Annotated in this window: 18 protein-coding genes; 12 read left to right on the top strand and 6 right to left on the bottom strand. The window is 40.3% G+C overall.

Annotated features, from left to right (window positions below):
• Nucleotide 1: 1 nt before the first annotated feature.
• A complete protein-coding gene (locus AWW67_RS07550) occupies nt 2–1,648 on the bottom strand; it encodes a glycerol-3-phosphate dehydrogenase/oxidase (RefSeq protein ID WP_062300912.1) in 1,647 nt (548 codons plus the stop codon).
• A 4-nt stretch (nt 1,649–1,652) separates the two neighbouring features.
• Nucleotides 1,653–3,143: a glycerol kinase GlpK gene (glpK, locus tag AWW67_RS07545; protein ID WP_062300911.1), complete on the bottom strand. Its 1,491-nt coding sequence runs from the start codon at nt 3,141–3,143 to the stop codon at nt 1,653–1,655.
• Nucleotides 3,144–3,343: 200 nt separating this feature from the next.
• Between glpK and AWW67_RS07540 the strand changes: the two genes are divergently transcribed.
• The 4 genes from AWW67_RS07540 (at nt 3,344) to AWW67_RS07525 (ending at nt 11,147) form a co-directional block, all read left to right on the top strand.
• Nucleotides 3,344–4,660 carry a deoxyguanosinetriphosphate triphosphohydrolase gene (locus AWW67_RS07540; RefSeq protein WP_062300910.1) on the top strand — a complete coding sequence of 439 codons (1,317 nt, stop codon included), beginning with the start codon at nt 3,344–3,346 and terminating at the stop codon, nt 4,658–4,660.
• A gap of 89 nt (nt 4,661–4,749) precedes the next feature.
• Nucleotides 4,750–7,191, top strand: coding sequence for an efflux RND transporter permease subunit (locus tag AWW67_RS07535; protein ID WP_062300909.1), 2,442 nt, complete (start codon nt 4,750–4,752; stop codon nt 7,189–7,191).
• A 39-nt stretch (nt 7,192–7,230) separates the two neighbouring features.
• A complete protein-coding gene (gene ileS / locus AWW67_RS07530; protein ID WP_062300908.1) occupies nt 7,231–10,536 on the top strand; it encodes an isoleucine--tRNA ligase in 3,306 nt (1,101 codons plus the stop codon).
• Nucleotides 10,536–11,147, top strand: coding sequence for a lipoprotein signal peptidase (locus tag AWW67_RS07525; protein ID WP_053222346.1), 612 nt, complete (start codon nt 10,536–10,538; stop codon nt 11,145–11,147). Before ileS ends, AWW67_RS07525 begins: the two co-directional genes overlap by 1 nt.
• 9 nt (nt 11,148–11,156) lie before the next feature.
• On the opposite strand, the gene AWW67_RS07520 is transcribed toward AWW67_RS07525, so the two are convergent.
• From AWW67_RS07520 to hemW, 3 genes are all read right to left on the bottom strand, one after another.
• The gene (locus AWW67_RS07520; protein ID WP_062300907.1) at nt 11,157–11,471 is read right to left on the bottom strand and encodes a DciA family protein; all 315 of its coding nucleotides are present in this window, start codon (nt 11,469–11,471) and stop codon (nt 11,157–11,159) included.
• 137 nt (nt 11,472–11,608) lie between these two features.
• On the bottom strand, nt 11,609–11,866 hold the full coding sequence (locus tag AWW67_RS07515) for an Imm32 family immunity protein (protein ID WP_062300906.1): 258 nt from the start codon (nt 11,864–11,866) through the stop codon (nt 11,609–11,611).
• A gap of 118 nt (nt 11,867–11,984) precedes the next feature.
• Nucleotides 11,985–13,124, bottom strand: coding sequence for a radical SAM family heme chaperone HemW (gene hemW / locus AWW67_RS07510; protein ID WP_062300905.1), 1,140 nt, complete (start codon nt 13,122–13,124; stop codon nt 11,985–11,987).
• Nucleotides 13,125–13,156: 32 nt separating this feature from the next.
• Between hemW and AWW67_RS07505 the strand changes: the two genes are divergently transcribed.
• The 8 genes from AWW67_RS07505 to AWW67_RS07470 all read left to right on the top strand — a co-directional run bounded on the left by AWW67_RS07505 (nt 13,157) and on the right by AWW67_RS07470 (nt 22,318).
• A complete protein-coding gene (locus tag AWW67_RS07505) occupies nt 13,157–14,908 on the top strand; it encodes a BamA/TamA family outer membrane protein (RefSeq protein WP_062300904.1) in 1,752 nt (583 codons plus the stop codon).
• Nucleotides 14,909–14,911: 3 nt separating this feature from the next.
• A complete protein-coding gene (locus tag AWW67_RS07500) occupies nt 14,912–15,619 on the top strand; it encodes a DUF4271 domain-containing protein (protein ID WP_062300903.1) in 708 nt (235 codons plus the stop codon).
• A gap of 19 nt (nt 15,620–15,638) precedes the next feature.
• Nucleotides 15,639–16,418 (top strand): uroporphyrinogen-III synthase, encoded by a 780-nt coding sequence (locus tag AWW67_RS07495; RefSeq protein WP_053222340.1) that lies wholly within the window; start codon nt 15,639–15,641, stop codon nt 16,416–16,418.
• Between the two features lie 90 nt (nt 16,419–16,508).
• Complete coding sequence (locus AWW67_RS07490) at nt 16,509–17,474, top strand: PorP/SprF family type IX secretion system membrane protein (RefSeq protein WP_062300902.1); 966 nt, start codon at nt 16,509–16,511, stop codon at nt 17,472–17,474.
• Between the two features lie 148 nt (nt 17,475–17,622).
• Nucleotides 17,623–18,882 (top strand): SUMF1/EgtB/PvdO family nonheme iron enzyme, encoded by a 1,260-nt coding sequence (locus tag AWW67_RS07485; RefSeq protein ID WP_053222338.1) that lies wholly within the window; start codon nt 17,623–17,625, stop codon nt 18,880–18,882.
• 42 nt (nt 18,883–18,924) lie between these two features.
• Nucleotides 18,925–19,737, top strand: coding sequence for a type IX secretion system motor protein PorL/GldL (gene porL / locus AWW67_RS07480; RefSeq protein ID WP_053222337.1), 813 nt, complete (start codon nt 18,925–18,927; stop codon nt 19,735–19,737).
• 11 nt (nt 19,738–19,748) lie between these two features.
• Nucleotides 19,749–21,353: a type IX secretion system motor protein PorM/GldM gene (porM, locus tag AWW67_RS07475; protein ID WP_062300900.1), complete on the top strand. Its 1,605-nt coding sequence runs from the start codon at nt 19,749–19,751 to the stop codon at nt 21,351–21,353.
• A 2-nt stretch (nt 21,354–21,355) separates the two neighbouring features.
• Nucleotides 21,356–22,318 carry a hypothetical protein gene (locus AWW67_RS07470; protein WP_141655399.1) on the top strand — a complete coding sequence of 321 codons (963 nt, stop codon included), beginning with the start codon at nt 21,356–21,358 and terminating at the stop codon, nt 22,316–22,318.
• Between the two features lie 35 nt (nt 22,319–22,353).
• On the opposite strand, the gene uvrC is transcribed toward AWW67_RS07470, so the two are convergent.
• Nucleotides 22,354–24,159 (bottom strand): excinuclease ABC subunit UvrC, encoded by a 1,806-nt coding sequence (uvrC, locus tag AWW67_RS07465; protein WP_062300899.1) that lies wholly within the window; start codon nt 24,157–24,159, stop codon nt 22,354–22,356.
• Nucleotides 24,160–24,167 lie beyond the last annotated feature (8 nt).

Genomic DNA, 24,167 nt, shown 5'->3' with positions numbered 1-24,167 from the left:
TCTAGCCAAAAACAGAAACCTCTTGAATGGCTTTTTCCATGGCTTCTTTTTCTGAAAGTACTTTTTCAACAGACCAACCGAAGTGATTTTGAAAATCCTTGAGTATAACCTCAAGCGTAGGTTTGATGCTGTGAATATCGAAATACAAACGGCCCGTTCTGCGGATGTAGAAATCTTGAATTGAAAAGACCATTTCATTTTCTAGGCAATACCTCAATTCTGAACGAATCAATTTAAGGTGGAGTGCTTTGTTGTCAAAAGCATTCATGCCTTCAATAATTTCGTCTGTTACCTTTCCGTAATTGCTCACCAAATAGCCCGCATAGTACTTCTCGAGGCCAATGACCTCTAATTGCTCACGAATTGCTCTTCTGTATTTCTTTACCGCTTTGGCATTTTTAAAAGCGCCATTATCCAGATCAATATGGGTGGTTTTGGTTTCCACAATGGGCATGTCTTCTTCTTTGTGCAGTCTATCATACAAGCGATCGACTACCTTTTCAGCCATTTTTCTATAGCCCGTGAGCTTGCCGCCAGCAATAGAGATCAGTCCACTTTCCGACTCGAAGATTTCATCTTTGCGCGAAATTTCTGAAGCAGACTTTCCGTCTTCATGTATCAGTGGCCTTACTCCGGCCCAGCTCGATTCTACATCTTTGGCCTTTAGGTTCAACTTTGGAAATGCATGATTGGTCCCATTAATAAGGTAGTCTACATCGGCTTTGGTGGTTAAAATTTTATCCTTATCGCCAAAGTAATCGGTGTCGGTAGTGCCTATATATGTGATTTTCCCTCGTGGAATGGCAAACACCATTCGCTTGTCGGGGAAATCGAAATAAATGGCTTGCTTGAGCGGAAATTTACTGTGGGGCAACACAATGTGTACGCCTTTGGTGAGGTGGAGGTGTTTGTTGGTCAAAGAATGGTCTTTCGTTCTCAGTTCATCCACCCAAGGGCCAGCTGCACTGATGGTAGATTTGGCCCTAATCTCCATTTTTTCACCTGAAATAAAGTCCGTAGCAAAAACACCGGCTACTTTTCCTTCCTTATAAATGAACTCATCGGCCTGCACATAATTAAGGCAATGCGCTCCAAATCTGGAGGCGGTTTTAATAATTTCAATTGTTAGGCGAGCGTCATCAGTTCGGTATTCTGCATAAATGCCACCGCCTTCTACATTCTCTTCGCTTAATAGTGGTTCCCTTTCTAAGGTCTCTTGAATGTCCAACATTTTGCGTTGATCCACTTTTTCTACACCTGCCAAAACATCGTAGACCATTAAACCAATGCTGGTCATGAGCTTTCCGAAAGTGCCATCCTTAATGAGCGGAAGCAACATTTTTTCAGAAGTTACCAAGTTGGGAATGAGTTTATGGAGAGTGGCGCGCTCTCTGCCTACTTCACGCACGAGCGCAATTTCAAACTGCTTGAGGTAGCGCAAACCGCCATGAATCAGTTTGGTGGATTTACTGCTGGTACCCGAGGCGAAATCGTTCTTTTCAACTAAAACAGTTTTGAGCCCTCTTGAAGCGGCATCGAGCGCAATACCTGCCCCCGTAATTCCCCCTCCAATAACCAATAGGTCATAGTGCTGCGCTTTTACAGTGTCTGTTAATGCTTTTCGGTTGGTGGAAGAGAGGAAATTCATAAGCTTAATTTTCTACCCAGTCCATAGATCTCTTTACCGCCTTTTGCCAAGTAGCATAAAGTTTTTCTCTTAGTTTGGCGTCCATTTCTGGCTCAAACTCATGCTCAATAATTCGGTTTTTGATGATGTCCTCTTGCTTCCAAAAACCTACTGAAATTCCAGCCAAGTAAGCGGCACCTTGCGCAGTGGATTCAATAACTTCTGGTCGTTCTACCCCAACGCCAAGAATATCGGCCTGAAATTGCATAAGGTAATTATTGGCCGCAGCGCCACCATCTACTTTCAATTCTTTCAATTTAAGCCCCGCATCTTTTTGCATGGCTTGTAAAATATCACGGGTTTGAAAAGCCAGAGAGTCTAGTGTGGCCTTGATAATGTGTTCTTTTCCCGTATCACGAGAGAGTCCGAAAATGGCGCCTCGAGCATACATATCCCAATAGGGAGCGCCCAAGCCAGCAAAGGCTGGAACGACTACGACTTCATGGCTGTCTTTTAGCTTTTCCGCAATCGCTTCGGAATCGCTTGAATCTTCAATAATTTCAAGCCCATCGCGTAGCCATTGTACAGCTGCACCCGCTACGAAAACACTTCCTTCCAAAGCGTAGTATACTTTATCGTCAATGCCCCAAGCAATGGTGCTGAGCAAACCATTGTAAGAATGCTGAAGGTCTTCGCCCGTATTCATCAGCATAAAACAACCAGTGCCATAGGTGTTTTTTGCCATGCCGGGTTCAAAACAAGCTTGACCAAAAAGGGCAGCCTGTTGGTCGCCAGCAATGCCTGCGATAGGAATTTCTACCCCGTCAAGTTCATAAGTACCAAAATATCCGCAGCTTGGTCGGGCTTCTGGTAGCATGGATTTTGGAACCTCCAGCGCCTTTAAAAGCCTGTTGTCCCACTTCACGGTTTTGATGTTGAAAAGCAAAGTGCGGGAAGCGTTGCTGTAATCGGTGGCATGTACTTTTCTATTGGTCAGGTTCCAAACCAGCCAACTGTCAATGGTTCCGAAGAGTAAATCGCCAACTTCGGCACTTGCTTTTGCACCGTCTACATTGTCTAAAATCCATTTGATTTTGGTGCCAGAAAAATAAGAGTCGATCACTAAACCCGTGTTCTCTCTAAGGTAGGCTTCAATGCCGCTGTGCTTTAGATCTTCGCAAATGCTGGCGGTACGTTTGTCTTGCCAAACAATGGCGTTGTAAATGGGCTTTCCAGTGTTTTTATCCCAAACTACGGTGGTTTCACGTTGGTTGGTAATACCTATGGCCGCTACTTCTTCGCCATTGATTTTGTTCTTTTTAATGAGTTTGGAAAGGGTTTCCATTTGACTGGAAAGAATTTCCGTAGCATCGTGTTCCACCCATCCTGGTTTAGGGAAAATCTGAGAAAACTCTTGCTGTGCAATGTCAAGGATTTGCCCTTTTTGATCGAAAAGCACCGAACGAGAACTCGTGGTGCCTTGGTCTAATGCGATGATGTATTTCTTTTCGCCCATAATATTAGATGGATTTTGCTTTAACTGAAAAAATGATTTGACCTCCTATAATATTAGCGACTATTCAGCGGAAAGCCTAGAGCGCAAAACCAATTCTATTATTTGAAGAGAATGAACTTTTATTGCTGCTTCTGACCGTATATTTGACTCAAGTCTTTTTTACCTTTCCTGTTAAAGGCTCAATACTTAGCTTTACCGCGATGAATTGGTTACAACTTCTTTCTTTAGATACTCCTGATATTCAGCAAAACCAGACGAGAACGGTTTTCGATCGTGATTTTGATCGGATTATCTTTTCTCATCCGTTCCGGAAATTGCAGGACAAAACGCAGGTGCACCCCTTGCCAGAGCAGGATTTTGTCCACACCCGACTGACACACAGCTTGGAAGTGTCTAGCGTGGGCCGATCTTTAGGAAGGTTGGTAGGCAGTAAGCTGATTGAGAAGTATGATTTTCTTCAGAATAAAATAAGTGCACATGACATTGGCGCTATTGTAGCGGCTGCTTCTTTAGCGCACGATATTGGAAATCCACCTTTTGGGCATTCGGGTGAATCTTCTATTTCCGATTATTTTAAGAATGCAGAAGCAGAATTAAAACCTGAAGTAACCGAAGCCGAATGGGCCGACTTGATCAATTTTGAAGGAAATGCGCAAGGGTTTAGACTACTGAACCGACCGGGTTATCAGGGTTTGAAATTGTCTTCGGCCACTTTAGCTGCCTTTACAAAATACCCTCGTCCTGCCTTGGTTGAAAAGCAAGACAAGGCCAGAAGAAGCCAGAAGAAATTTGGTTTTTACGATACAGAAAGAACCGTTTTTCAGGAATTGGGAAAAGAACTTGGTCTTGAGGTTTTAGGAACTGATCAGTATTGTCGTCATCCGCTGGCCTTTTTGGTAGAGGCTGCCGATGACATTTGCTACCATATTATAGATTTAGAAGACGGCTGTAATTTAGGCTTGGTCAGTTATGAGCAAACGGTCGAATTGCTTGCCAATGTGATTGGCGATAAGTTTCAGCCCCAAAAATTAGAGGCCATTCATAGCTTAAAGGAACGAATTGGAGTGCTTCGTGCTTTAGCTATAAATCAGTTAATTGGTGAGTGTGTAGATTTATTTATGAAGCATGAAGAGAAATTACTGACTTCTGAATTCGACATTTCTTTGGCGGATGAAATTCCTTCGAAAGCGGCCATGTCCGAAATTATTAGTGTTTCAGTAGAGAAAATTTACCGTAGCCGAGATGTAGTAGAAACCGAGGCCGCGGGTTATCGTGTATTGAATGGTTTGTTAGAAACCTTAGTGCCTGCAACTTTAGCAGGTTTTAAAAAGAACCTTTCTGCAAAGGATAAAACCTACTTTAGGTTATTGCCCACCGAAACTCAGGTTGAGGTGAAAGAAGCTTCTTCAGCATATTTGGCCTTAAGGGCCACGCTAGATTACGTGGCTGGAATGACCGATTCGAATGCTTTGAATTTGTACCGAAAAATTATGGGTATTTCCCTACCGGGAAGGTAGCCAAATTAACCTTTCTCTTTATAGGATAAAATGGTGAGAATCAATTTACTGAGAAGGGATTTCTATTACCTTTGTGATCTTTGAAAAAAATGTGGTCTAAACTTCCTCATATCGTACTGAAATACAGGCTCGCCCTGATGATTCTATTGCTCCTTTTTACGGTGTTCATGGGCTATATGGCGCGTGATGTAAAAATGGCATTTAACTTTAATACGGCCGTTCCAGAAACAGACGAAAACTATAAGTACTTCCAAGATTTTAAAAAGAATTTTGGGGAAGATGGAAACATCTTAGTGTTGGGTGTGAAAGATAGCAGTCTGTATGAGCTTGATAACTTCCTCAAGTATGAGGCACTGAACAAAAAATTACGAAGTGTGGAAGGTATCACTAACGTGATTTCATTGGCTACACTTCAGAATATCACCAAAAATCAAGACAACCGCAGTTTTGAGCTTACCCCTTTAATAAAGCAAAGCCCCACCTCTCAGGCAGAACTAGACTCCATAATGGCAGCGGCTTTGAACTTAAAGTTCTATAGCGGTCAGTTGATGAATGTTGAGAATGGTGCTACCCTGATTCTGATTACGATGGATCGGGAAGTGCTTAATTCTAAACTTAGGAATGATGTAGTGGGTGAAATTAAAGGCATTGGTAAAGCATTTTCTGCCGATACAGGCATTGAGCTTCATTATTCGGGAATGCCGTTTGTTCGAACCATCATGCAAGAAATGACGGCTAAAGAGCTCAAGTTATTCATTGTGCTTTCTATTGCCATTACAGCCCTTATCCTCTTCCTCTTCTTTAGGTCGTGGACGGCTGTGGTTTTTCCGCTTATAGTTATTGGCGTAGTGGTAACTTGGGTAATGGGAACCCTCGGAATCCTTCAGTATAATATCAATGTACTCACAGGTTTAATACCTTCAATCATCATTGTAATCGGTATTCCCAATTCAATTTACTTGCTGAATAAATACCATCAGGATTTTGCCAAACATGGTAATAAAATGAAGGCGCTTAGCCTCATGATCAGAAAAATTGGCTTGGTAACCTTCATCACCAACTTCACCACTGCCATTGGTTTCTTGGTTTTGGTTACTACCGATATTACCCTTTTGAAGGAATTCGGTTTAGTAGCTGGTATTAATATTTTAGCCACTTTCGTGGTAAGTATGGTGCTAATTCCAGGTATTTTCTCATACCTGCCTGCGCCAAAACCCGCTCAGCTGAAACATTTAGAGTTTAAGGTGCTTGGGCGTATGCTCACCTTACTCGACTTATTAGTACACAGACATCGCTACCGTGTTTTTGCAATTACTTTTGTGGTGGTTGGGGTTTCGCTTTATGGAGTTTCTAAACTCTATTCGGTGGCCTATATGGTCGATGATATTCCCGAGGAATCAAAACTTAAGCAAGACCTTTACTTTTTTGAAGAGAATTTTAACGGAGTAATGCCGCTTGAAATTATTGTGGACTTCGGAAAACCACGCTCGTCACTGAATGCTAGAAACTTGAGAAAAGTGGAACGTTTGGAAATCGGCCTCGATTCTATCGACTTTGTTTCTCAACCTATTTCAATTGTCAGTTTTGCCAAGGCCATTCGCCAAGCTTACTATAATGGCGATTCAAACCGATATAGCCTTCCGAGCCCAAGTGATAGGAATGCGATCCTGAATTATTTGAGCAATCAAAAGGATGAAGATGGATTGCTAAACAGTTTTGTAGATACTACAGGTCAAGTGTTAAGGGTTTCTTTAAAAACATGGGATTTAGGCTCTGTAAAAATGGACTCACTCATTACCCAGGTAGTGGAGCCAAGAATTAACGAAGTATTTGGTGAAGATGAAGACGTGCATACCAGTGTTACAGGTTCTACCTTGCTGTTTGTAAAGGGAAATAAATTCTTAATCGAAAACCTTCAAATGTCATTGTTATTGGCTTTCGCAATTATAGCAGTCATCATGGCCATTCTATTTGCAAACTTCAGAATGATTATCATTTCTATGGTGCCAAACTTAATTCCACTGATTTTAACCGCAGGAATCATGGGCTTTTTCGGAATACCATTAAAACCAAGCACGGCCTTAATTTTCAGTATTGCCTTTGGTATTTCTGTAGATGATTCAATACACTTCTTAGCCAAGTACCGCCAAGAATTGTTTGCCAATAAATTCTTTGTGCCTATCGCCATTAGTAACAGTATAAAAGAAACAGGCTCGAGTATGCTCTATACTTCTATAGTGCTATTCTTCGGTTTTGTAATTTTCGTGTTCTCCGATTTTGGAGGAACAGTAGCCTTGGGTTTACTTACTTCGTTAACCCTGTTGTTTGCCATGGTTACCAACCTTACCGTTTTGCCAGCTTTATTGATGGTTTTCGATAGTGGTAAACGAGATGTAAACGCTCATCCACTTATTGAGCACTATGAGTTTTATATTGAAGACGAAGACGAAGAAATTGATACTCAAAACCTTTTGATTAAGAGTAACGACCCGTTTGTTGGTTCAACAGACAAAGACAATAAAGATTCCTAAAAGCCATTTTCGGCTTAGCCCATAAAACAAGGAGTAAAAGTGAAAAAGTACAACGAATACAAAAACCCGAATTATGCCCAAATAGGAGAACAAATGCTCCAATTCTGGAAAGAGAATGGCATATTCGAAAAGTCAGTAGACACCAGAGAAGGACAACCTTCTTTTACCTTTTATGAGGGACCGCCATCTGCTAACGGAACCCCAGGTATTCACCACGTAATGGCCAGAACTGTAAAGGATATTTTCTGCCGTTACAAAACGCAAAAAGGCTTTCAGGTAAAACGAAAAGGCGGTTGGGACACCCACGGTCTTCCTGTAGAACTTCAGGTAGAAAAGGAATTGGGCATTACCAAAGAAGACATCGGCAAAAAGATTTCGGTTGAAGAATACAACCAGAAATGTCGTGAGGCGGTAATGAAATTCAAAGATGAATGGGATGACCTTACCGAGAAAATGGGTTATTGGGTAGACCTCGACAACCCATACATTACTTTCGAAACCGATTATATTGAAACGCTTTGGTCGCTTTTAAAACGACTTTACGATAAAGATTTACTTTACAAAGGTTACACCATTCAGCCGTATTCACCTGCTGCAGGTACAGGTTTGAGTTCGCACGAACTAAACCAACCGGGCACTTACCAAGATGTGAAAGATACATCGATGACGGCCATGTTTAAGGTAGAAGGTACCGAAAACGATTTCTTTTTGGCTTGGACCACAACGCCTTGGACATTGCCTGCCAACAACGGTTTGGCCGTTGGTGCTGGTATCGAGTATGTTAAGGTGAAGACCTTTAACCAATACACTTTCGAGCCCATCAACGTGATTTTGGCGAAAGACCGTGTTTCCTCATATTTCAATGACAAAGCGAAAGACATTAAGCTTGAAGACTATAAAGCGGGCGATAAGCTAATTCCTTTTGAAGTGTTAGAAAGCTTTAAAGGCCGCGAGTTGGCAGGCAAAAGCTACGAGCAACTGATGCCTTATATTCCGTTAGAAAAGCCTGGCTGTACTGTGGTTGTTGGTGATTTTGTAACTACTGAAGACGGTACGGGTATTGTGCACATTTCAAAAACTTTTGGCGCAGACGATTACCGTGTTTCGGTAATGAATGACATGCCGGGCGTTTTCGTAAAAGACGAAGAAGGCAAAGATGTTCCGATTGTAGACAAGCAAGGAAAGTACGTGAAAGAGATCACGGATTTTGCTGGCATGTACGTAAAAAATGAATACTATTCAGATGAAGAGCGTCCTGAAAAATCGCTCGATGTTTTGATTTCGATCAAACTGAAAGAAGAGAACAGGGCTTTTAAAGTAGAAAAATACGAGCACTCTTATCCGCATTGCTGGAGAACCGACAAGCCGATTTTATACTATCCGCTAGATTCTTGGTTCATTAAAACTACGGCCTACAAAGAGCAACTTGTAGCGCTGAATAAAACTATAAACTGGAAACCCGCTTCAACAGGTGAGGGGCGCTTTGGCAACTGGTTAGAAAACTTGGTAGACTGGAACTTGAGCCGCTCGCGCTATTGGGGAACACCACTGCCAATTTGGGTTTCGGAAGATAAAAAAGAGCAGAAATGCATCGGTTCATTGGCCGAGTTGAAAGCAGAAGTTGAGAAATCAATTGCGGCTGGCTTTATGACCGAAAGCATTGGTGAAGACTTCGATTTACACCGCCCTTATGTGGATGATGTGTACTTGGTGAGTGAAACAGGTCAGAAAATGACTCGTGAAGCTGACTTGATTGATGTTTGGTTCGATTCGGGTGCCATGCCTTATGCGCAATGGCATTATCCATTTGAGAACAAAGAAATTTTCGAATCGAATTTCCCAGCAGACTTTATTGCAGAAGGCGTAGACCAAACGCGTGGTTGGTTTTTTACCCTTCATGCTTTGGCAGTAATGTTAGAAGATAAAGTGGCTTTCAAAAACGTAATCGCCAACGGTTTGGTGCTGGACAAGAACGGCAATAAAATGTCGAAAAGGTTGGGCAATGCCATTAACCCGTTTGAAACCATTAGCAACTTTGGCCCAGATGCTACACGTTGGTATATGATTTCAAATGCCAACCCTTGGGACAACCTCAAATTCAATATTGAAGGTGTAGGCGAAGTACAGAGAAGGTTCTTCGGAACACTTCAAAACACCTATGCTTTCTTTGCGCTGTATGCCAATTTAGATGGTTTCACTTTCGAGGATGCTGAAATTCCTTTGAATGAAAGGCCAGAAAGTGACCGTTGGATTTTATCTCGATTGAACAGTTTGATCAAAGAAGTAGACCAAGCCTATAACGATTACGAGCCAACCCGTGCTTCACGTGCAATCATGGATTTTGTGACCGATGAAGTGAGTAACTGGTACGTACGTTTGAACAGAAAACGTTTCTGGAAAGGCGATTACGACCAAGGTAAAAAAGCGGCTTACCAAACTTTATACACTTGCTTAGTAAGCGTGGCTAAATTGGCGGCTCCTGTGGCTCCGTTTTATATGGATCGCTTATATCAAGATTTGAATGCGGTTTCTGGCAAAGAGAACTTTGAATCGGTTCACTTGAGCAATTTCCCTGAAGCGAATGAAGCATTCATTAATAAAGATTTGGAAGCTCAAATGATTTTGGCGCAAACCATTTCTTCATTAACACACTCTATTCGTAAGAAGGAAAAAATCAAAGTGCGTCAGCCTTTGACCAAAGTGATGGTGCCTGTACTAGACGAAAAAACTAAGCAATACATTGAGGCGGTTCAGGATTTGATCATGACCGAGGTAAATGTAAAAGCGGTAGAATATATTGATGATGCTTCGGGCATTTTGGTGAAGAAGGTAAAGCCGAACTTCCGCACCTTGGGTAAAAAATTCGGATCTCAAATGAAGTTGGTGGCTGCAGCAATTGGGCAATGGACGAAAGCTGAAATTGCCGAAATCGAAAAGAACGGATCGATCAATATTTCGCTTGAAGGCGAACCAGCCTCGCTTTTGTTAGAAGATGTTGAAATCTCTAGCGAAGACATTCCTGGCTGGTCAGTCGCTTCTGAAGGCAAGGTAACTGTGGCGCTAGACATTTCGATTACAGATGAGCTTCGTGCCGAAGGTATTGCCCGTGATTTCGTAAACCGAATTCAGAATTTGCGAAAAGACATGGGGCTTGATGTTCAGGATAAAATCAACATTCAAGTAGCAAAGAATGAAGCTTTGATCAACGATGCTTTAACAGCCAATGCAACTTACGTTTGTGAAGAAACACAGGCTTTGAGTTTAACCATTGTGGACTCGCTTTCAGAGGCACAAAGTGTTGAAATTGACGAGTGGACGCTTGAAGTGAAAATAGCAGTAGGCTAATGGCTGCGCAGTTCAGGCACTATAAATATTATCTCCTCACTTTGGCGGTAATCGCCATAGACCAGACGGTAAAACTTCTGGTACATTTTAAAATGGTTTTCGGCCAAAATGGGGAGATCAAAGTATTTGGTGACTGGTTTAAGCTGCATTATATCTTAAACGAAGGCATGGCTTTTGGCCTTCGGTTTGGTTCTGAATGGGGAAAACTTGGGCTTACAGTTTTCCGAATGGTTGCCATGACATTTATTGCCATTTACCTATACAAATTCGCTAAGAGAAACCTTCACCCCGGCTTACTTTGGACCATTGCCCTCATTTTAGGGGGCGCTATGGGCAATGTAATCGACAGTATTTTTTACGGAGTTTATTTAAATAACGCCCCTTACGATGCCGTTACTCCTTGGTTTCATGGCAAAGTAGTAGACATGTTCTACCTCGATGTTTGGGAGGGATATATTGCAGATTGGGTTCCATTTTGGGGAGGGAAGTATATTGCGCTTTGGCCTATTTTTAATGTAGCCGATGTCTGTATTTTCTTAGGGATTGCCTTGCTTTTAGTTTTTCAGAAGCGGTTTTTTGGAAGAACTGAATTACCCAATGCGGCAAGCTAGATAGAGGCTCTACAACAAAACCACATCATTTACGATAGGACTTCCAAATTCTTTGGTCAACAAAACTAAAATCTTGTTTTTGGACATGTTCAGTTCGTGGCGTAATGGGGCAGAAGTAAGGTGAACGTAAAGCTTTTTATCCTTAATATAGATTTTGCTTGTGCGTTTGGCAATGGCCACGCCCATTACTTGTTCCCAAGAATTGATCAGGTTGGTTTCGTGAAATTTTTGCTCAATGTTGAATGACTTCAACATTTCTTTCACCGCATCGCCAATGCTTTCTGGTTGTCCTTTTCTATTGTTGGGGTAAGGTCTTTTGTTCACAATTATTTCTTTCGAATTGTAAAAGTAAGGATTTGGCAGGGTCGTTTTTGATTAAGCACAGGATTTACTTATCAAGACGGTTATCCACAATTGAACGTCAACCCTCTTCGCTATAAACGAATAAATCGGAGGCATACTTATTTCTTTATAACTATTAATTCTTTCGAGCCTTTTTCTAAAGAGTTGAATTCATCAAAGTGCATATGATGTCCATTAGGAACTCCGTCTTGGGCAAGATTTAAAAAATGATTAGCCAGAGAAATTAACCCGTCCCTGTTAGCCTGTATAATTATTTCACCGTTCTCAACCTTAGTTTGTATTTCAAAATTGTCTTCCCAAATGTAGGTTATACCACACTCAGCTTTATAGTCTGGGATCTGTATTTTTATTTCCATTTGATAAATTTATTTGCTCATATAAAGATAATCCTGAGCCCTAGGTTGTCAGTCTATTGGTATGAACAATTTTAGGAGAATATTTTTCTGATTTTTCAGCGTAGAATTCGAAAGAGGATTAAGAAAACTCATCATAAACAAATAAATCGGAGGCAATCTTATCGGCTAAAAGCTTTCCGTTATTGGTAAGCGTAATGCAGCCATCTTCTACCTGAATCATGCCTTTGTAGTCAATCCGCATGAGGTAATCTTCGTGCATTTTCAATAGATCAACTTTGTGCTTTTGTTTCAGCCATTCCGTATCACAACCCCATTTAGTTCTTAGGCTGGTAAGAATATACTCGTTGATTTGGTCTTCTTTGGTCAGAATAATTTTTTCGAAAGGAATAGTGCCATCATTAATTCCCTTGATGTATTTGGCGTTGTTCGAAACATTGGCTTGCTTAAAGTGCCCATTGAATGAATGTGCCGAAGGGCCAATACCCAAATATTTTTCCTGCTTCCAATAATTGCCGTTGTGCTTCGATTCGTAACCGGGCTGAGCGAAATTTGAAATTTCATACTGTTCGAAACCATAGCGTTCCAAGGTTTCGGTAAGCATTTCAAACTGTTGCGCAGCGTACTCTTCTTCCACATCTTTCATTTTTCCTTTCGAAACCAAATGGCCAAAGGCAGTTTTAGGTTCTATGGTCAGGCAATAAGAAGAAATGTGTTCAGGTCGCATGTGGATTACTTTCATTAAATCCCGTTCCCAAATTTCATGGTTGTGATGAGGCAAGGCGTAAATCAAATCCACAGAGATGTTTTCAAAACCAGCCTTACGCGCATTATAGAAGCACATTTCTGCCTGTTCGGCTGTATGTTGGCGGTTCATCCATTTTAGATGCGGCTCATGAAAAGATTGAATTCCCATGCTCAATCGATTAATGCCAGAAGCATAGAGCGATTTCAATTGGTCACCATCAAGGTCGTCTGGATTGGCTTCGAGCGTAATTTCAGGGTTGCTGGCCAAATTAAAGGTATGCTGAATCTGTTTCATGATTCGCTTCAGCTGATCTTCACTCATTAATGATGGAGTACCGCCTCCAAAATAGATGGTGTTTATCGCTTCACCATTCAAATAATCAGCTTGCATTTCCAGTTCTTTACAAATAGCATTCACCATGCTGTCCATTTGCCCAAGCGATTGGGTGAAATGGAAATCGCAATAATGACAAGCCTTTTTGCAAAAGGGAATATGAATATATAATCCGGCCAAAGAATCGTTAATTTGAAGCTTAAATTCGCAGAATGCCCAAGATATACTTAAAGTATATTTATTGCTTATTCCTTTATGGTTTTTTATGCCTTTCTGTTCAGGCGCAGGAAAAGTATGTGCTTACGATTGAAGTGGCAGAACAAGAAAGTGCTGTGCTTAAGAGGTATAATTTTCCTAAAGAACATACAGATTCTTTAAGCGCCCAGCGGGCTGTGCATAACTTGGTGCGGGCTTTACATTCCGATGGATATTTGCTGGCTTATGTTGCTTCCCATGCCAGTTCTTCGCAGCAGGTTAGCTATAAAATATCTATTGGTGAAAAGTTTACTTGGATGAAACTTTCGCCAGGAAATGTGGAAAATTCGCTTTTGCGAAGGAGTGGATATAAGCAGAGCCAATTCGATGGAAAGCCATTTCGTTTTAATCAAGTAGCACGAATGGAGAAATCGCTTTTGTCTTTTGCCGAAAGAAACGGTTACCCCTTTGCAAGCTTAAAATTAGATTCGCTTAGAATAGAAGAAAACCAAATTGGTGCTTCGTTGAACTTAGATTTAGGACCCCTCATTCTTTTCGATAGCTTAGATATAAAAAGTGACTTTACACTCAAAGCCCGTTTTTTAGGAAACTACTTGGGCGTTGTTCAAGGCAATCCTTACGATCAGAGAAAGATTGATTATTTGGGTCAGCGTTTGCGCAATTTGCCTTACCTAAGGCTGAGTGAAGCGTCCACTTTAACCTTTCAGAATTCTGAAGCTACTGTACATTTGAAGGTTGAAAAACGGCCTGTAAACCAAATAGATGGAATCATAGGTTTCCTTCCTAATTCTAATCGATCAGATGGACTGCTGATTACTGGGCAGGTAGATATTGATTTGTTGAACCCTTTTGGTTCGGGAAAGCAGATTGGTTTGCACTGGCAAAAACTGAGTGAAGAAACTCAGAATCTCAATCTGCAATATGCACACCCCAACGTATTGGGCAGCCCGCTAAACTTTGATTTTGCATTGGATTTTCTTAAACAAGACACATTGTTCACTAAGCGTATATTCGACCTGAAAATTGGTTATAACCTTGGCGGAAATAGCTTTCTAAATGCTTTTTCGAGCAGCGAAGGCACTGACCTGATTGGTACGCCAAAAATCAGAAATAATGAACTTCCAGCTGTAATCGATTTTGACCTTACTTCTTACGGAATGGGCTTTGAATGGAACAACTTCGATGATCCGTTTTTGATCTCAAAAGGCACTGGGATTAGTCTGGAGGCTTCTACCGGAAATAAGAAAATTAGCCGAAATGTTGGCTTACCCGCAGAAGTATATGATGGCGTTGATCTTAAAACTCTTCAATACACCTTTCGACTTAACTTTCAGAATTACTTAAGACTGAAAAATAACTTTGTTCTGGTGAACAAGCTGAGCGGAGGGCTAAAGGCCAACGACCAACTTTTTAGAAATGATGCTTTTAGGTTGGGAGGCCTCAAATCGATTAGAGGTTTTAATGAGAACTTCTTTTTTGCCACAAAATATGCATTAGCTACATTAGAAGGTAGGTTGTTATTTGACGAAAGTTCATATTTGTTGCTGTTTTCAGACTTGGCTTATATACGAGGAGAATTTAAAACCTCTCCAACATCAGATTGGGCTTTGGGTTTGGGAGCAGGTTTGAGTTTTACCACTTCTTCGGGTATTTTTAATTTTATTTATGCTTTAGGAAGTTCGCAAAACACAGGCAGTTTTAATTTCAGTCAATCTAAAATACACTTTGGGTACACAACCAGGTTTTAACGCATGATCTATACGCAATTGGTTAGGGCAGAAGGCAGAGATGCATTTATTGTGATTGCAATTATTTTGCTTTGTACCTATGCCGTATCCAGAGCTGTTTTCCCCAAAGTATTTTCGGGTATTATTGCCCCGAATAAACTCTTTGGATTTAGGGTGAGAGAAGATTTGGGCAGCAACCTGAGGCCATTCAGTTCGGAACACCTGTACTTTACAGCCTTAAGTTCGCTGTCACTTTCCTTTGTAATTTTATTTATTGCCAATGGTCTTTGGAAGCAAAATAGCCTGCCTGAAATACTTGTTGTCGATCATTTTGGACTCGCGATTATTCAATGGCTGGGCCTTTTTGTAGTACTTAATGTATTGGTGTATGTTAAGTTTCTGTTGATTTTAGGTTTCGGATTATTATTTGATTTACGCGGATCTATCGCTCGTCATTTTGTAGATATGGTGAATGCTTCGCTGGTATTTTTTCTGATAGTCCTTCTTTTTTTAGCCCTAGTAAGCTTTTCTTCAATCGTGTTTCCAGAACGTTTGATTCAATTTACATTGGCTGCGATGGTAATCTTTTTCTATTATCGGGGGTTTTTAATATACATGAGAATGCTCAACGAAAGGCCTCATAGCAAGTTGTTTATATTTTCGTACATTTGCGCCACAGAACTGACCCCACTCACAATTGGGCTGGTTCTAATAATCAATAGCCAAATCTAGAAGAAGAAGTAGGGAACTTATGTCTAATAGTACACAGGAGGATAGGCTTAAACAAGTAAAGAGCATCCTAGTATCTCAACCAAAGCCATCTGATGACAAATCACCTTATTACGTTTTAGCGGATAAGTATAACATCAAGATTGATTTTAGACCTTTTATTCAGGTTGATCCAATTAATGTTAAGGATTTCAGAAAGCAGAAGGTAGATATACTAAAGCATACAGCCGTAATTTTCACAAGCAGAAATGCCGTTGATCATTTTTTCAGGCTTTGTAAAGAACTTAAGGTAGAAGTACCGGCTGACATGAAATATTTCTGTATTTCAGAACAAACAGCTAATTACCTTCAAAAATATATTGTAGTTAGAAAAAGAAAGATTTTTACTGGGTCTCGAACCGCTCAAGACCTAATAGAGATTCTTAAAAAACACAAAAACGAAAAATACATTTTTCCTTGCTCCAATATTCGTAAGGAAGACATCCCTGTGTTTTTAGAAGAAAACAACTATCATTTCACAGAAGCCATTATTTACGAAACGGTAGCAAGCGACCTTTCAGATTTGGACGATGTGCTGTACGATATTATAGCGTTTTACAGTCCTAGTGGAATAAATTCGTTGTTCGTAAACTTTCCTGATTTTAAGCAAAACGATACCAGAATAGCTGTTTTTGGCCCAACAACTGCTCAAGCATCAAGAGATGCCGGTTTAATTATTGACATTGAGGCACCTTTGCCGAATGCTCCTTCAATGACTGGCGCTTTAGAGCTTTACATAAAAAAGGCAAATAACATAGATTGATTTATTGTTAACTCTAAGGGAAGAATCCAGTTATCTTGTAATATATTCGAGCCGAATGAATAATTCGGCTAAATTTGTCGTTACGAGATTATGAATAGAACTTTTAGTTTGTCATTGGTTCTTTTACTGGCTGCCGTTTTTCAGGTAAAAGCTCAGCAAGACGCTCAGTTTACCCAGTACATGTTCAATCAATTATATTATAACCCTGCCTTTGCTGGGTCATCTGATGGAACCACTTTAACCGCAATCCATCGCTCCCAATGGTTTGGTTATGATGGTACTGTAAACCAAGGCGGAGCCCCAAGCACACAATTAATAAGCTATAATTCAAGGTTGCCTCAAATAAAATCAGGGCTTGGAATATATTTAAGTAACGACAAACTGGGCCCTACTAATAACCTACAAGTACAAACCTCACTATCCAGAAATTTGAACTTACCCAATGGTGGAATCCTTACAGTAGGAATAAATGTAGGTTTATTTTCAAGCTCTATTGATTATGATAAGATAGTGGTAGTAGACCCCTCTGACCCCATTTTTAATGCATCCGGAAAAGAAGGTCAAATGAGACCAGATTTAGGAGTAGGGCTGGTATACAGAAAAGGAAATTTTTTTGGTGGTTTGAGTACAAATCACTTACTTCAACCGAAATTTGACTTTGGAGAAAGTCAAACTTCCAATCAATTAAATCGACATTACTATTTGACAGCGGGTTATGATTACTCATTTACCCCTCAAATAACTATCACACCAACTGTTTTATTAAAATCGGTAAGTTTGAATACTTACAATGTAGAAGTGAGCGTTATTGGCGAGTACAATAACAATCTCAGAGCTGGTTTGGCTTACAGACAATCAGAGTCGGCCTCTCTAATAGTTGGATATAAGATTTTAAGTGATCGTTCTTTAACATTGGCTTATGCCTTTGATTTTGTTGTAGGAAATCAGAGTAGCAAAAAGCCGACATCACAGGAGTTAATGTTAATTTATAACTTTAAGTCTACTCCAAAGATTGGAGGACAAAGAATTATAAGAACTCCAAGGTTTAGGTACTAACAAACGTTTTGCCTAAGTTATGATTTCGATAATTTTCGATCACAGGCTGGATTAATGAATAGAAAATACTATTTTTCGCGCTTTATTTAGTTGATTGGCAATAACATGCGCTAATGGTCAGTTAAGTAAAAACAAGAATTAGCTATCAATGAGGAGAATATACGCTGGGTTTGCGATTTTAATGGTTGTCTCTTTATCTACGGGTTGCTCTATGTTTAAGGGCTTTCTCGGTGGTGGAGGCATGAGTAAGGTAGAGAAACTTAATGCTGAAGGGCAATTAATGGGGGTGCCTGACCGAGAAGGTTGGTACCAAGAAACACCTTACGGTATGGTTCAGATTCCTGGAGGAACATTTTTCATGGGCCAAGCAGATGAAGATGTTGCAGCATCTCAAATCAACTTTAACCGCCAAATTACTGTCAGTTCCTTTCTGATGGATTCGGAAGAAATCACAAATAATGAGTATCGTCAATTTTTGAACTTTATCGATACCATTTCTCAAGATCCTAACGAACAATACTGGACACAGCAAGTAAAGCAAGATGTAACGCCAAACCCAGATGTTTGGGATACGGAGTTTGCATATCATATGGGCGATAAAATGACCCAATACTACTTCAGTCATCAAGCCTTTGATGATTACCCTGTTGTTGGGATTAGCTGGGAATCTGCCGCTAAATTTGCTGAATGGAGAACCGAACACTTGAACATAGGTCGTGAAGACGATTATTTTGGCACAGGTGGCGGTGGCCTTTTTGGAGGTAAAAAGAATAAAAATGCTGATCCTGCTGGGGTTCAAGGCTTAGGCGGCCCAGGTCAGTTAGGTGCGCAGCCTCAAGCGGGGCAAGGCCAAGGAAATCAAACAAATACTACATTTAAGAGTACACTTCCAGTTGAAGCACGTTATCCAAACTTTAGGTTACCCACTGAAGCTGAATGGGAATATGCAGCTAGAGGTGGTCGTGAAATCATTAAGTATCCTTGGGGTGGGCCATATACAAAAAATAAAAGTGGCTGTTTCTTAGCCAACTTCAAGCCTGGTCGTGGTAATTACGATGATGACGGTTATCCATACACGGCTCCAGTAAACTCATTCCTTCCAAATGGTTTTAACCTATATAATATGGCAGGAAACGTAGCCGAATGGTGTTTAGATGATTTTTCACCTATCTACAACCCGTTAGTTTGGGATTTGAACCCAATATTCCTTTATAAAGACAACGAAACAAGTAATCCTCATTACGGCAAAAAAGTAGTAAGAGGTGGTGCTTGGAATGATATTTCATATTACCTGCAAACAGGAACACGTACCTACGAATACAAAGATGTTGAATCGGCCAGTATTGGCTTTAGATGCGCAATGGATTACCTAGGCCGTGCGGGTGATGACTTCGGAATGAACAACTAACCAAATTTAAACCAAATAACTTCAACCTTATTTAATACACATATGGCTAACAAATCATTTTCAGAGAAATTTTATGGCGATATTATGCCAAAGATTTATGGGCTCGGAGCCGCGGTAGTAATCGTGGGAGCAATGTTTAAGCTAGAGGGCTGGGCAGGTGCAACTCCAATGCTAATTACAGGTTTGAGCGTAGAAGCATTGATTTTTGCTTTCAGTGCTTTCGAACCAAAATCAACAGATTACACTAAAAAATTATATGAGGCAAACGCTGCTGGAGTAAGCCCAAGCCAAGAAAACAGTAAAGACGAGGTGAGCCTCGGTAAAATCTTGAAAGAAGCTGCCGTAAGTAAAGAAAGTTTGAAACAATTCGGAGAAGGAATGACCGCCCTTGCCGCTAATGCGAAAAACATGTCTGACATGTCGAATGCTGTTTCTGCTACTAACGCTTATGCAGATAGCGCTAAGAAAGCTTCTGAAAGCTTAGGTAAAATTAACCAGAGCACAACTGCTACGGCAACTGCTATGGCTCAAATGGCCGATGCAGCAAAAGGAGCTGGCGAAATTCAAGCACAACTAAAAAATTCTGCTGGTTCATACCAAGCACAACTTCAAAATGCATCTGTTCAATTAGATGCTTTGAACAAGGTTTACAAAGAAGAATTGAACGATTCACAAGCACATGTGAAGGCAATCAAAACCTTCTATGCAAATATTGATACTGCCTTAGCGGGTGTTTCTGCCGCAACTAAAGAAGCAGAGGAGTTTAAAGCTCAAATGGGCAAGTTGAATACCAATGTGAATTCACTTAACAAAGTGTATGGCGCAATGTTGTCAGCAATGAAATCATCAAACTAAACTGATCTATTATGGCAGGAGGTAAAGAAACCCCAAGGCAGAAGATGATCGGTATGATGTATCTCGTACTGACAGCTCTTTTGGCCTTGCAGATTAAAGATACAGTACTTGAAAAGTTTGTATTAATGGAAGCAGGCTTGGAAACTTCAAACGAAGTTTATGCTACAAGCAATGCTCAAGTATTAGCCAGTATTGATAAGGCAGCGAAAGATCAGGGAAGTAAAGAAACTGATATGGCTGTTGTTAATGCTGCAAAGCAGGTGCGTCAGAAAACCACCGACATTGTTGAGTACTTAGCAGGTATTAAGCAAGAAGTAGGTCTTAAATCATCTGGTGGTGATGCCGAAGCGATTTATGAAAGAAGTACCCTAAAGAAATACGAGGAGCCTTCTAACTACTTAGTAGAGCAGAAAAAGGCAGATGAGATAAAGGTGCGTTTAGATACTTATAATGATGAGATGAAGTCGATTCTATCTCAGATTGGTATCAATAAGAATTGGCAATCGCTTGCACTTGATGCGAGTGAAATCGAATTCTATAAGAACAATCCTGAAGAAAAAGATAAGGACTTTGCGAATTTGAATTTCTATAAAACACCATTGGCAGCTGTTTTAGCTCAACTTACATTCTACGAAAACCAAATTTATGCCCGTGAATCAGAGGCATTAGGTTTGTTAGGAGGTAGAGTAGGAGCTACAGCAGTTAAAGGTTTTGACCAAATTACGGGAACTGTTTTACCTGTGTCTAACGTGGTTACTGCAGGAACTGAGTTTGAAGCAGAGCTTTTCTTAACAGCATCTAACTCAGCTTTGGAGCCTACTATGACTTATAACGGTTCAAAATTAACAGTTGAAAACGGTAGAGGTAAAGTGAAGTTTAGAGCTTCAGCAACCAATTACGTTGATAACTTATCGAAGCAGACTTTCAGAGCTGAAATCACTTATAGTGACGGTGGTGAAACCAAAACAGTGCCTATTGTGCACGAGTATATGGTGGCTAAGCCAGTAATTGAGGTAAAAGCTGAAGCAATTCAAAATCTTTATCAAAACTCTGCTAACGTACTTCAAATCAACGTTCCTTCATTAGGGCCAGCTTATAACCCTTCTTTTACGGTAAAAGGTGCTGAGCAGAGAGCAGGTTCTAAAAAGGGTGAAGTAGTAGTAATTCCAACTACGGGTACTAGAAATGTAACTATTGGCGTTAGTAGTGGCGGAGCCTTTATTGACAACGTAAGCTTTACTGTAAAATCTATTCCAAGACCTAAGTTTGTGGTTAAAGTGGATGGTAAAGATTACAATGCTGAAAGCGGTTACAATGGTATACCGAATAAGCTTAGTCTGATTTTAGAACCAGATGAAGATTTTCTTAAAAACTTTAAATCTGATGCTAACTTCTTTATTTCGAAGGGCAAGGTAATGCTGATTCAGAATAATCGCCAGAGCGGTACAATCAATATAGATGCTGCTACTACGGATGTGGATTTAGCGCCTTTGAAATCTAGAATGAGAGCAGGCGATAGGTTGCGAGTTATTGTAGAAGAATATACGCGTTTGAATTTTGCCAACCAGAAAGAAGTGGTGAAATACAGCGATGGACAAGAAATAAATATTAATTAATTATGAGAACTCTCTCAGCAATTTGTTTTTTACTCTTAGTGAGTGCCAGTAGTTTTGGCCAAGCCAACTCCAATGGAACCGCACCTATTGATAGTGTGCAAAACTCAAGAAGGTATAATATCAACTCCGTTAGACCGATTAGAAGTGAGGACGTAATGTTCAGCATTCGAGTATGGTCTAAAATGGACCTGAGAGAGAAATCAAATGAAGGCTGGAATTCCAGGTATTCTAAAATTGTTGAAATCATTTTCGAAGGCATTGATCTTTGGTACAACTCTGCAGAGGGAGAAGGAATTGCTCCTTACAATCCGTTAACGCAAGGTTTTGATGATTCAGACTTATTATCAGATAGAAACGCTTATACCGATAGAGTGATCATTGATGGTACAAAAGGTGAAGATGCTACTTTGGATGAGATTGACCGATGGAAAACTGAAGCGATAACTCGTGGCGTTGAACCTGATGCCTATGTGCAGCAGAAAACACGTGAGAAACTTGCTCCAGATTCTATTCCAAAAGATAGAATTGCCATGTTGGAAATTGAGGAAGACTTGATCTTTGACAGAAACCGTTCTGTACCAATTTGGGACATACAATCTGTAAAGGTTGTTGCTCAGGCAGATATTGCTGGTGGTGTTGAAAAGGAGATGGTAAGAGTTAAATACAAAGACTTGGTAGCTTATTTGAACAAAGTCTATCGTGAGAGTGTAGCAAATAAAGAGGAGAACGTAAGGGCTTTTTGGTTCAATCCACGAAATCCACGAAACTTTGATATTAGCTTAACCAATGCTTTTGATATGCGATTGTTCAGTTCAAATATTGTTAAGTTTTCTAACCCAAGCGATGCAGCTATGGAGCAATTCTTTGAGGCTCAAATCACAGCAGGAAAGAGAAACTTGATGGAGATATCAAGGGATTTCAGATATCAATTATTAGAAACCATGCATAACCTCTGGGAATATTAATTAAGGTTATTGAAGTTATAAATTTGGAAGGAGGCTTATGCCTCCTTTTTTTGTTGAAAGAAGTTTTGGATTCTTCTCGCTCGACTCTCTCCTGCAATAGCAGATAGTTCATCAAAACTGGCAGCCTCAATTCTGCTCATGGTGCGAAATTCTTTGAGCAGTTTGTCTACGGTAAACCTTCCAATTCCCTTTACATTTTCAAGCTCAAAATTGAAGCTGTTTTTGCTTCGTAAATCACGATGGAAAGTAATGGCAAAGCGGTGGGCTTCATCTCTCAATTTTTGGATAAGCCGCAGCGATTCAGATTTCTTATCAATGTGGAGTGGGAAGGAATCTTCGGGAAAGTAGATTTCTTCAAGCCTTTTCGCAATACCTATAATCGGGATCTCACCATAAATCCCCAAACTTTTCAAGGCATCGCAGGCAGCACTTAACTGGCCCTTGCCTCCGTCTATAACAATGAGTTTTGGTAAGGGCTGTTGCTCTTCTAAAAGTCGCTTATACCTTCTGCCTACTACTTCTGTCATGGAAGCAAAATCATCTGGCCCGATAACCGTCTTAATTTTGTAATGTCGGTAGTCTTTCTTAGATGGACGTCCCATTTTGAAACAGACCATTGACGCTACTGGATTTGTTCCTTGTATGTTTGAGTTATCAAAGCATTCAATATGAACAGGCAGTTCCTTTAGCTGAAGGTCAATTTGCAATTGTTTTAATACTCGGTTGCCCTTGTCTTTTACATTGTCCAGCGACTGATACTTTTCTTTTTTAGCGAAGAGCGAATTTTTTAATGATAGCTCTACCAATTTACGTTTGTCACCAATTTGGGGCACAACAGGTTGGAAGGTTTCCGAACCCAAATCGATTGTCTTATTGGTCAGAATTTCTTTCGTTATGCTTTGGTAGCGGTCTCGCATATCTACCATCATCAGCGAAAGAATTTCTTCGTCTGTTTCGTTAAGCTTTTTCTTGATCTCATTGGTTTTAGAAAGGTTGATCATTCCATTTTTAATGCGGATGTAATTCACGAAAGCATACTTTTCATCTGATACAATGGTAAATACATCTACATCTGTAAGCTTGGGGCTTACAATAACTGATTTGGAATGGAAGTCATCCAATAACTCCAACTTCTCTTTAAACTCTTGCGCCTTTTCAAACTGTAGTTCTGCAGCGGCTTCCTGCATTCGTTCTTTAAAATAACTTTTAGGAAGCCCCAAATTTCCTTTTAGAATATTCAGTGCTTGATCAACATCTTTGAGGTAGTCTTCTTCACTTTGTAAGCCTTCGCAGGGGCCTTTACAATTGCCTAAATGGTATTCTAAACATACTTTAAACTTCCCCTTAGCTATATTTTCTTGCGACAAGTCGTAACGACAAGTGCGTAAAGTGAACAAAGAGTTAATTAGCTTCAGTACATTATTCATGGCCTTTACATTGGTGAAAGGACCGAAGTATCTTCCTAAAGAAGGAATTAATTTACGTGTGCTATAAATTCTAGGAAACCGTTCATTAGAAACACACAGATACGGAAAGGTTTTATCATCCTTGAGTAGGATGTTGTACTTAGGTTGATTCTGCTTGATGAGGTTGTTTTCTAGCAACAGGGCATCAAACTCGGAATTGACGAGTACGATTTCTATGCTTACAATTTCGCTCACCATGCGAGTCGTCTTTCTGCTGTGTTGTGCCGATTTATTAAAATAACTCGACACACGTTTTTTCAACGACTTTGCCTTGCCAACATAAATTAGCGTATCCTCAGCATTGTAGTACCGATATACGCCCGGGTTATCGGGTAATTTTAAAATGTCTTTTGTTGAAAAGCGTATCGCTTCCATTTACCAGT

This window comes from Roseivirga seohaensis, assembly GCF_001592945.1.
Classification (GTDB): Bacteria; Bacteroidota; Bacteroidia; order Cytophagales; family Cyclobacteriaceae; genus Roseivirga; species Roseivirga seohaensis.
Note: the sequence above shows the minus strand (reverse complement) of the source record. Positions and strands in the feature narration are given on the sequence as shown.

Excerpts from the sequence above, each read along its gene's own strand:
- AWW67_RS07550 (WP_062300912.1), bottom strand. The coding sequence starts at position 1,648 with ATGAATTTCCTCTCTTCCACCAACCGAAAAGCATTAACAGACACTGTA.
- glpK (WP_062300911.1), bottom strand. The coding sequence starts at position 3,143 with ATGGGCGAAAAGAAATACATCATCGCATTAGACCAAGGCACCACGAGT.
- AWW67_RS07540 (WP_062300910.1), top strand. The coding sequence starts at position 3,344 with ATGAATTGGTTACAACTTCTTTCTTTAGATACTCCTGATATTCAGCAA.
- AWW67_RS07535 (WP_062300909.1), top strand. The coding sequence starts at position 4,750 with ATGTGGTCTAAACTTCCTCATATCGTACTGAAATACAGGCTCGCCCTG.
- AWW67_RS07525 (WP_053222346.1), top strand. The coding sequence starts at position 10,536 with ATGGCTGCGCAGTTCAGGCACTATAAATATTATCTCCTCACTTTGGCG.
- AWW67_RS07515 (WP_062300906.1), bottom strand. The coding sequence starts at position 11,866 with ATGGAAATAAAAATACAGATCCCAGACTATAAAGCTGAGTGTGGTATA.
- AWW67_RS07505 (WP_062300904.1), top strand. The coding sequence starts at position 13,157 with ATGCCCAAGATATACTTAAAGTATATTTATTGCTTATTCCTTTATGGT.
- AWW67_RS07500 (WP_062300903.1), top strand. The coding sequence starts at position 14,912 with ATGATCTATACGCAATTGGTTAGGGCAGAAGGCAGAGATGCATTTATT.
- AWW67_RS07495 (WP_053222340.1), top strand. The coding sequence starts at position 15,639 with ATGTCTAATAGTACACAGGAGGATAGGCTTAAACAAGTAAAGAGCATC.
- AWW67_RS07490 (WP_062300902.1), top strand. The coding sequence starts at position 16,509 with ATGAATAGAACTTTTAGTTTGTCATTGGTTCTTTTACTGGCTGCCGTT.
- AWW67_RS07485 (WP_053222338.1), top strand. The coding sequence starts at position 17,623 with ATGAGGAGAATATACGCTGGGTTTGCGATTTTAATGGTTGTCTCTTTA.
- porL (WP_053222337.1), top strand. The coding sequence starts at position 18,925 with ATGGCTAACAAATCATTTTCAGAGAAATTTTATGGCGATATTATGCCA.
- porM (WP_062300900.1), top strand. The coding sequence starts at position 19,749 with ATGGCAGGAGGTAAAGAAACCCCAAGGCAGAAGATGATCGGTATGATG.
- AWW67_RS07470 (WP_141655399.1), top strand. The coding sequence starts at position 21,356 with ATGAGAACTCTCTCAGCAATTTGTTTTTTACTCTTAGTGAGTGCCAGT.
- uvrC (WP_062300899.1), bottom strand. The coding sequence starts at position 24,159 with ATGGAAGCGATACGCTTTTCAACAAAAGACATTTTAAAATTACCCGAT.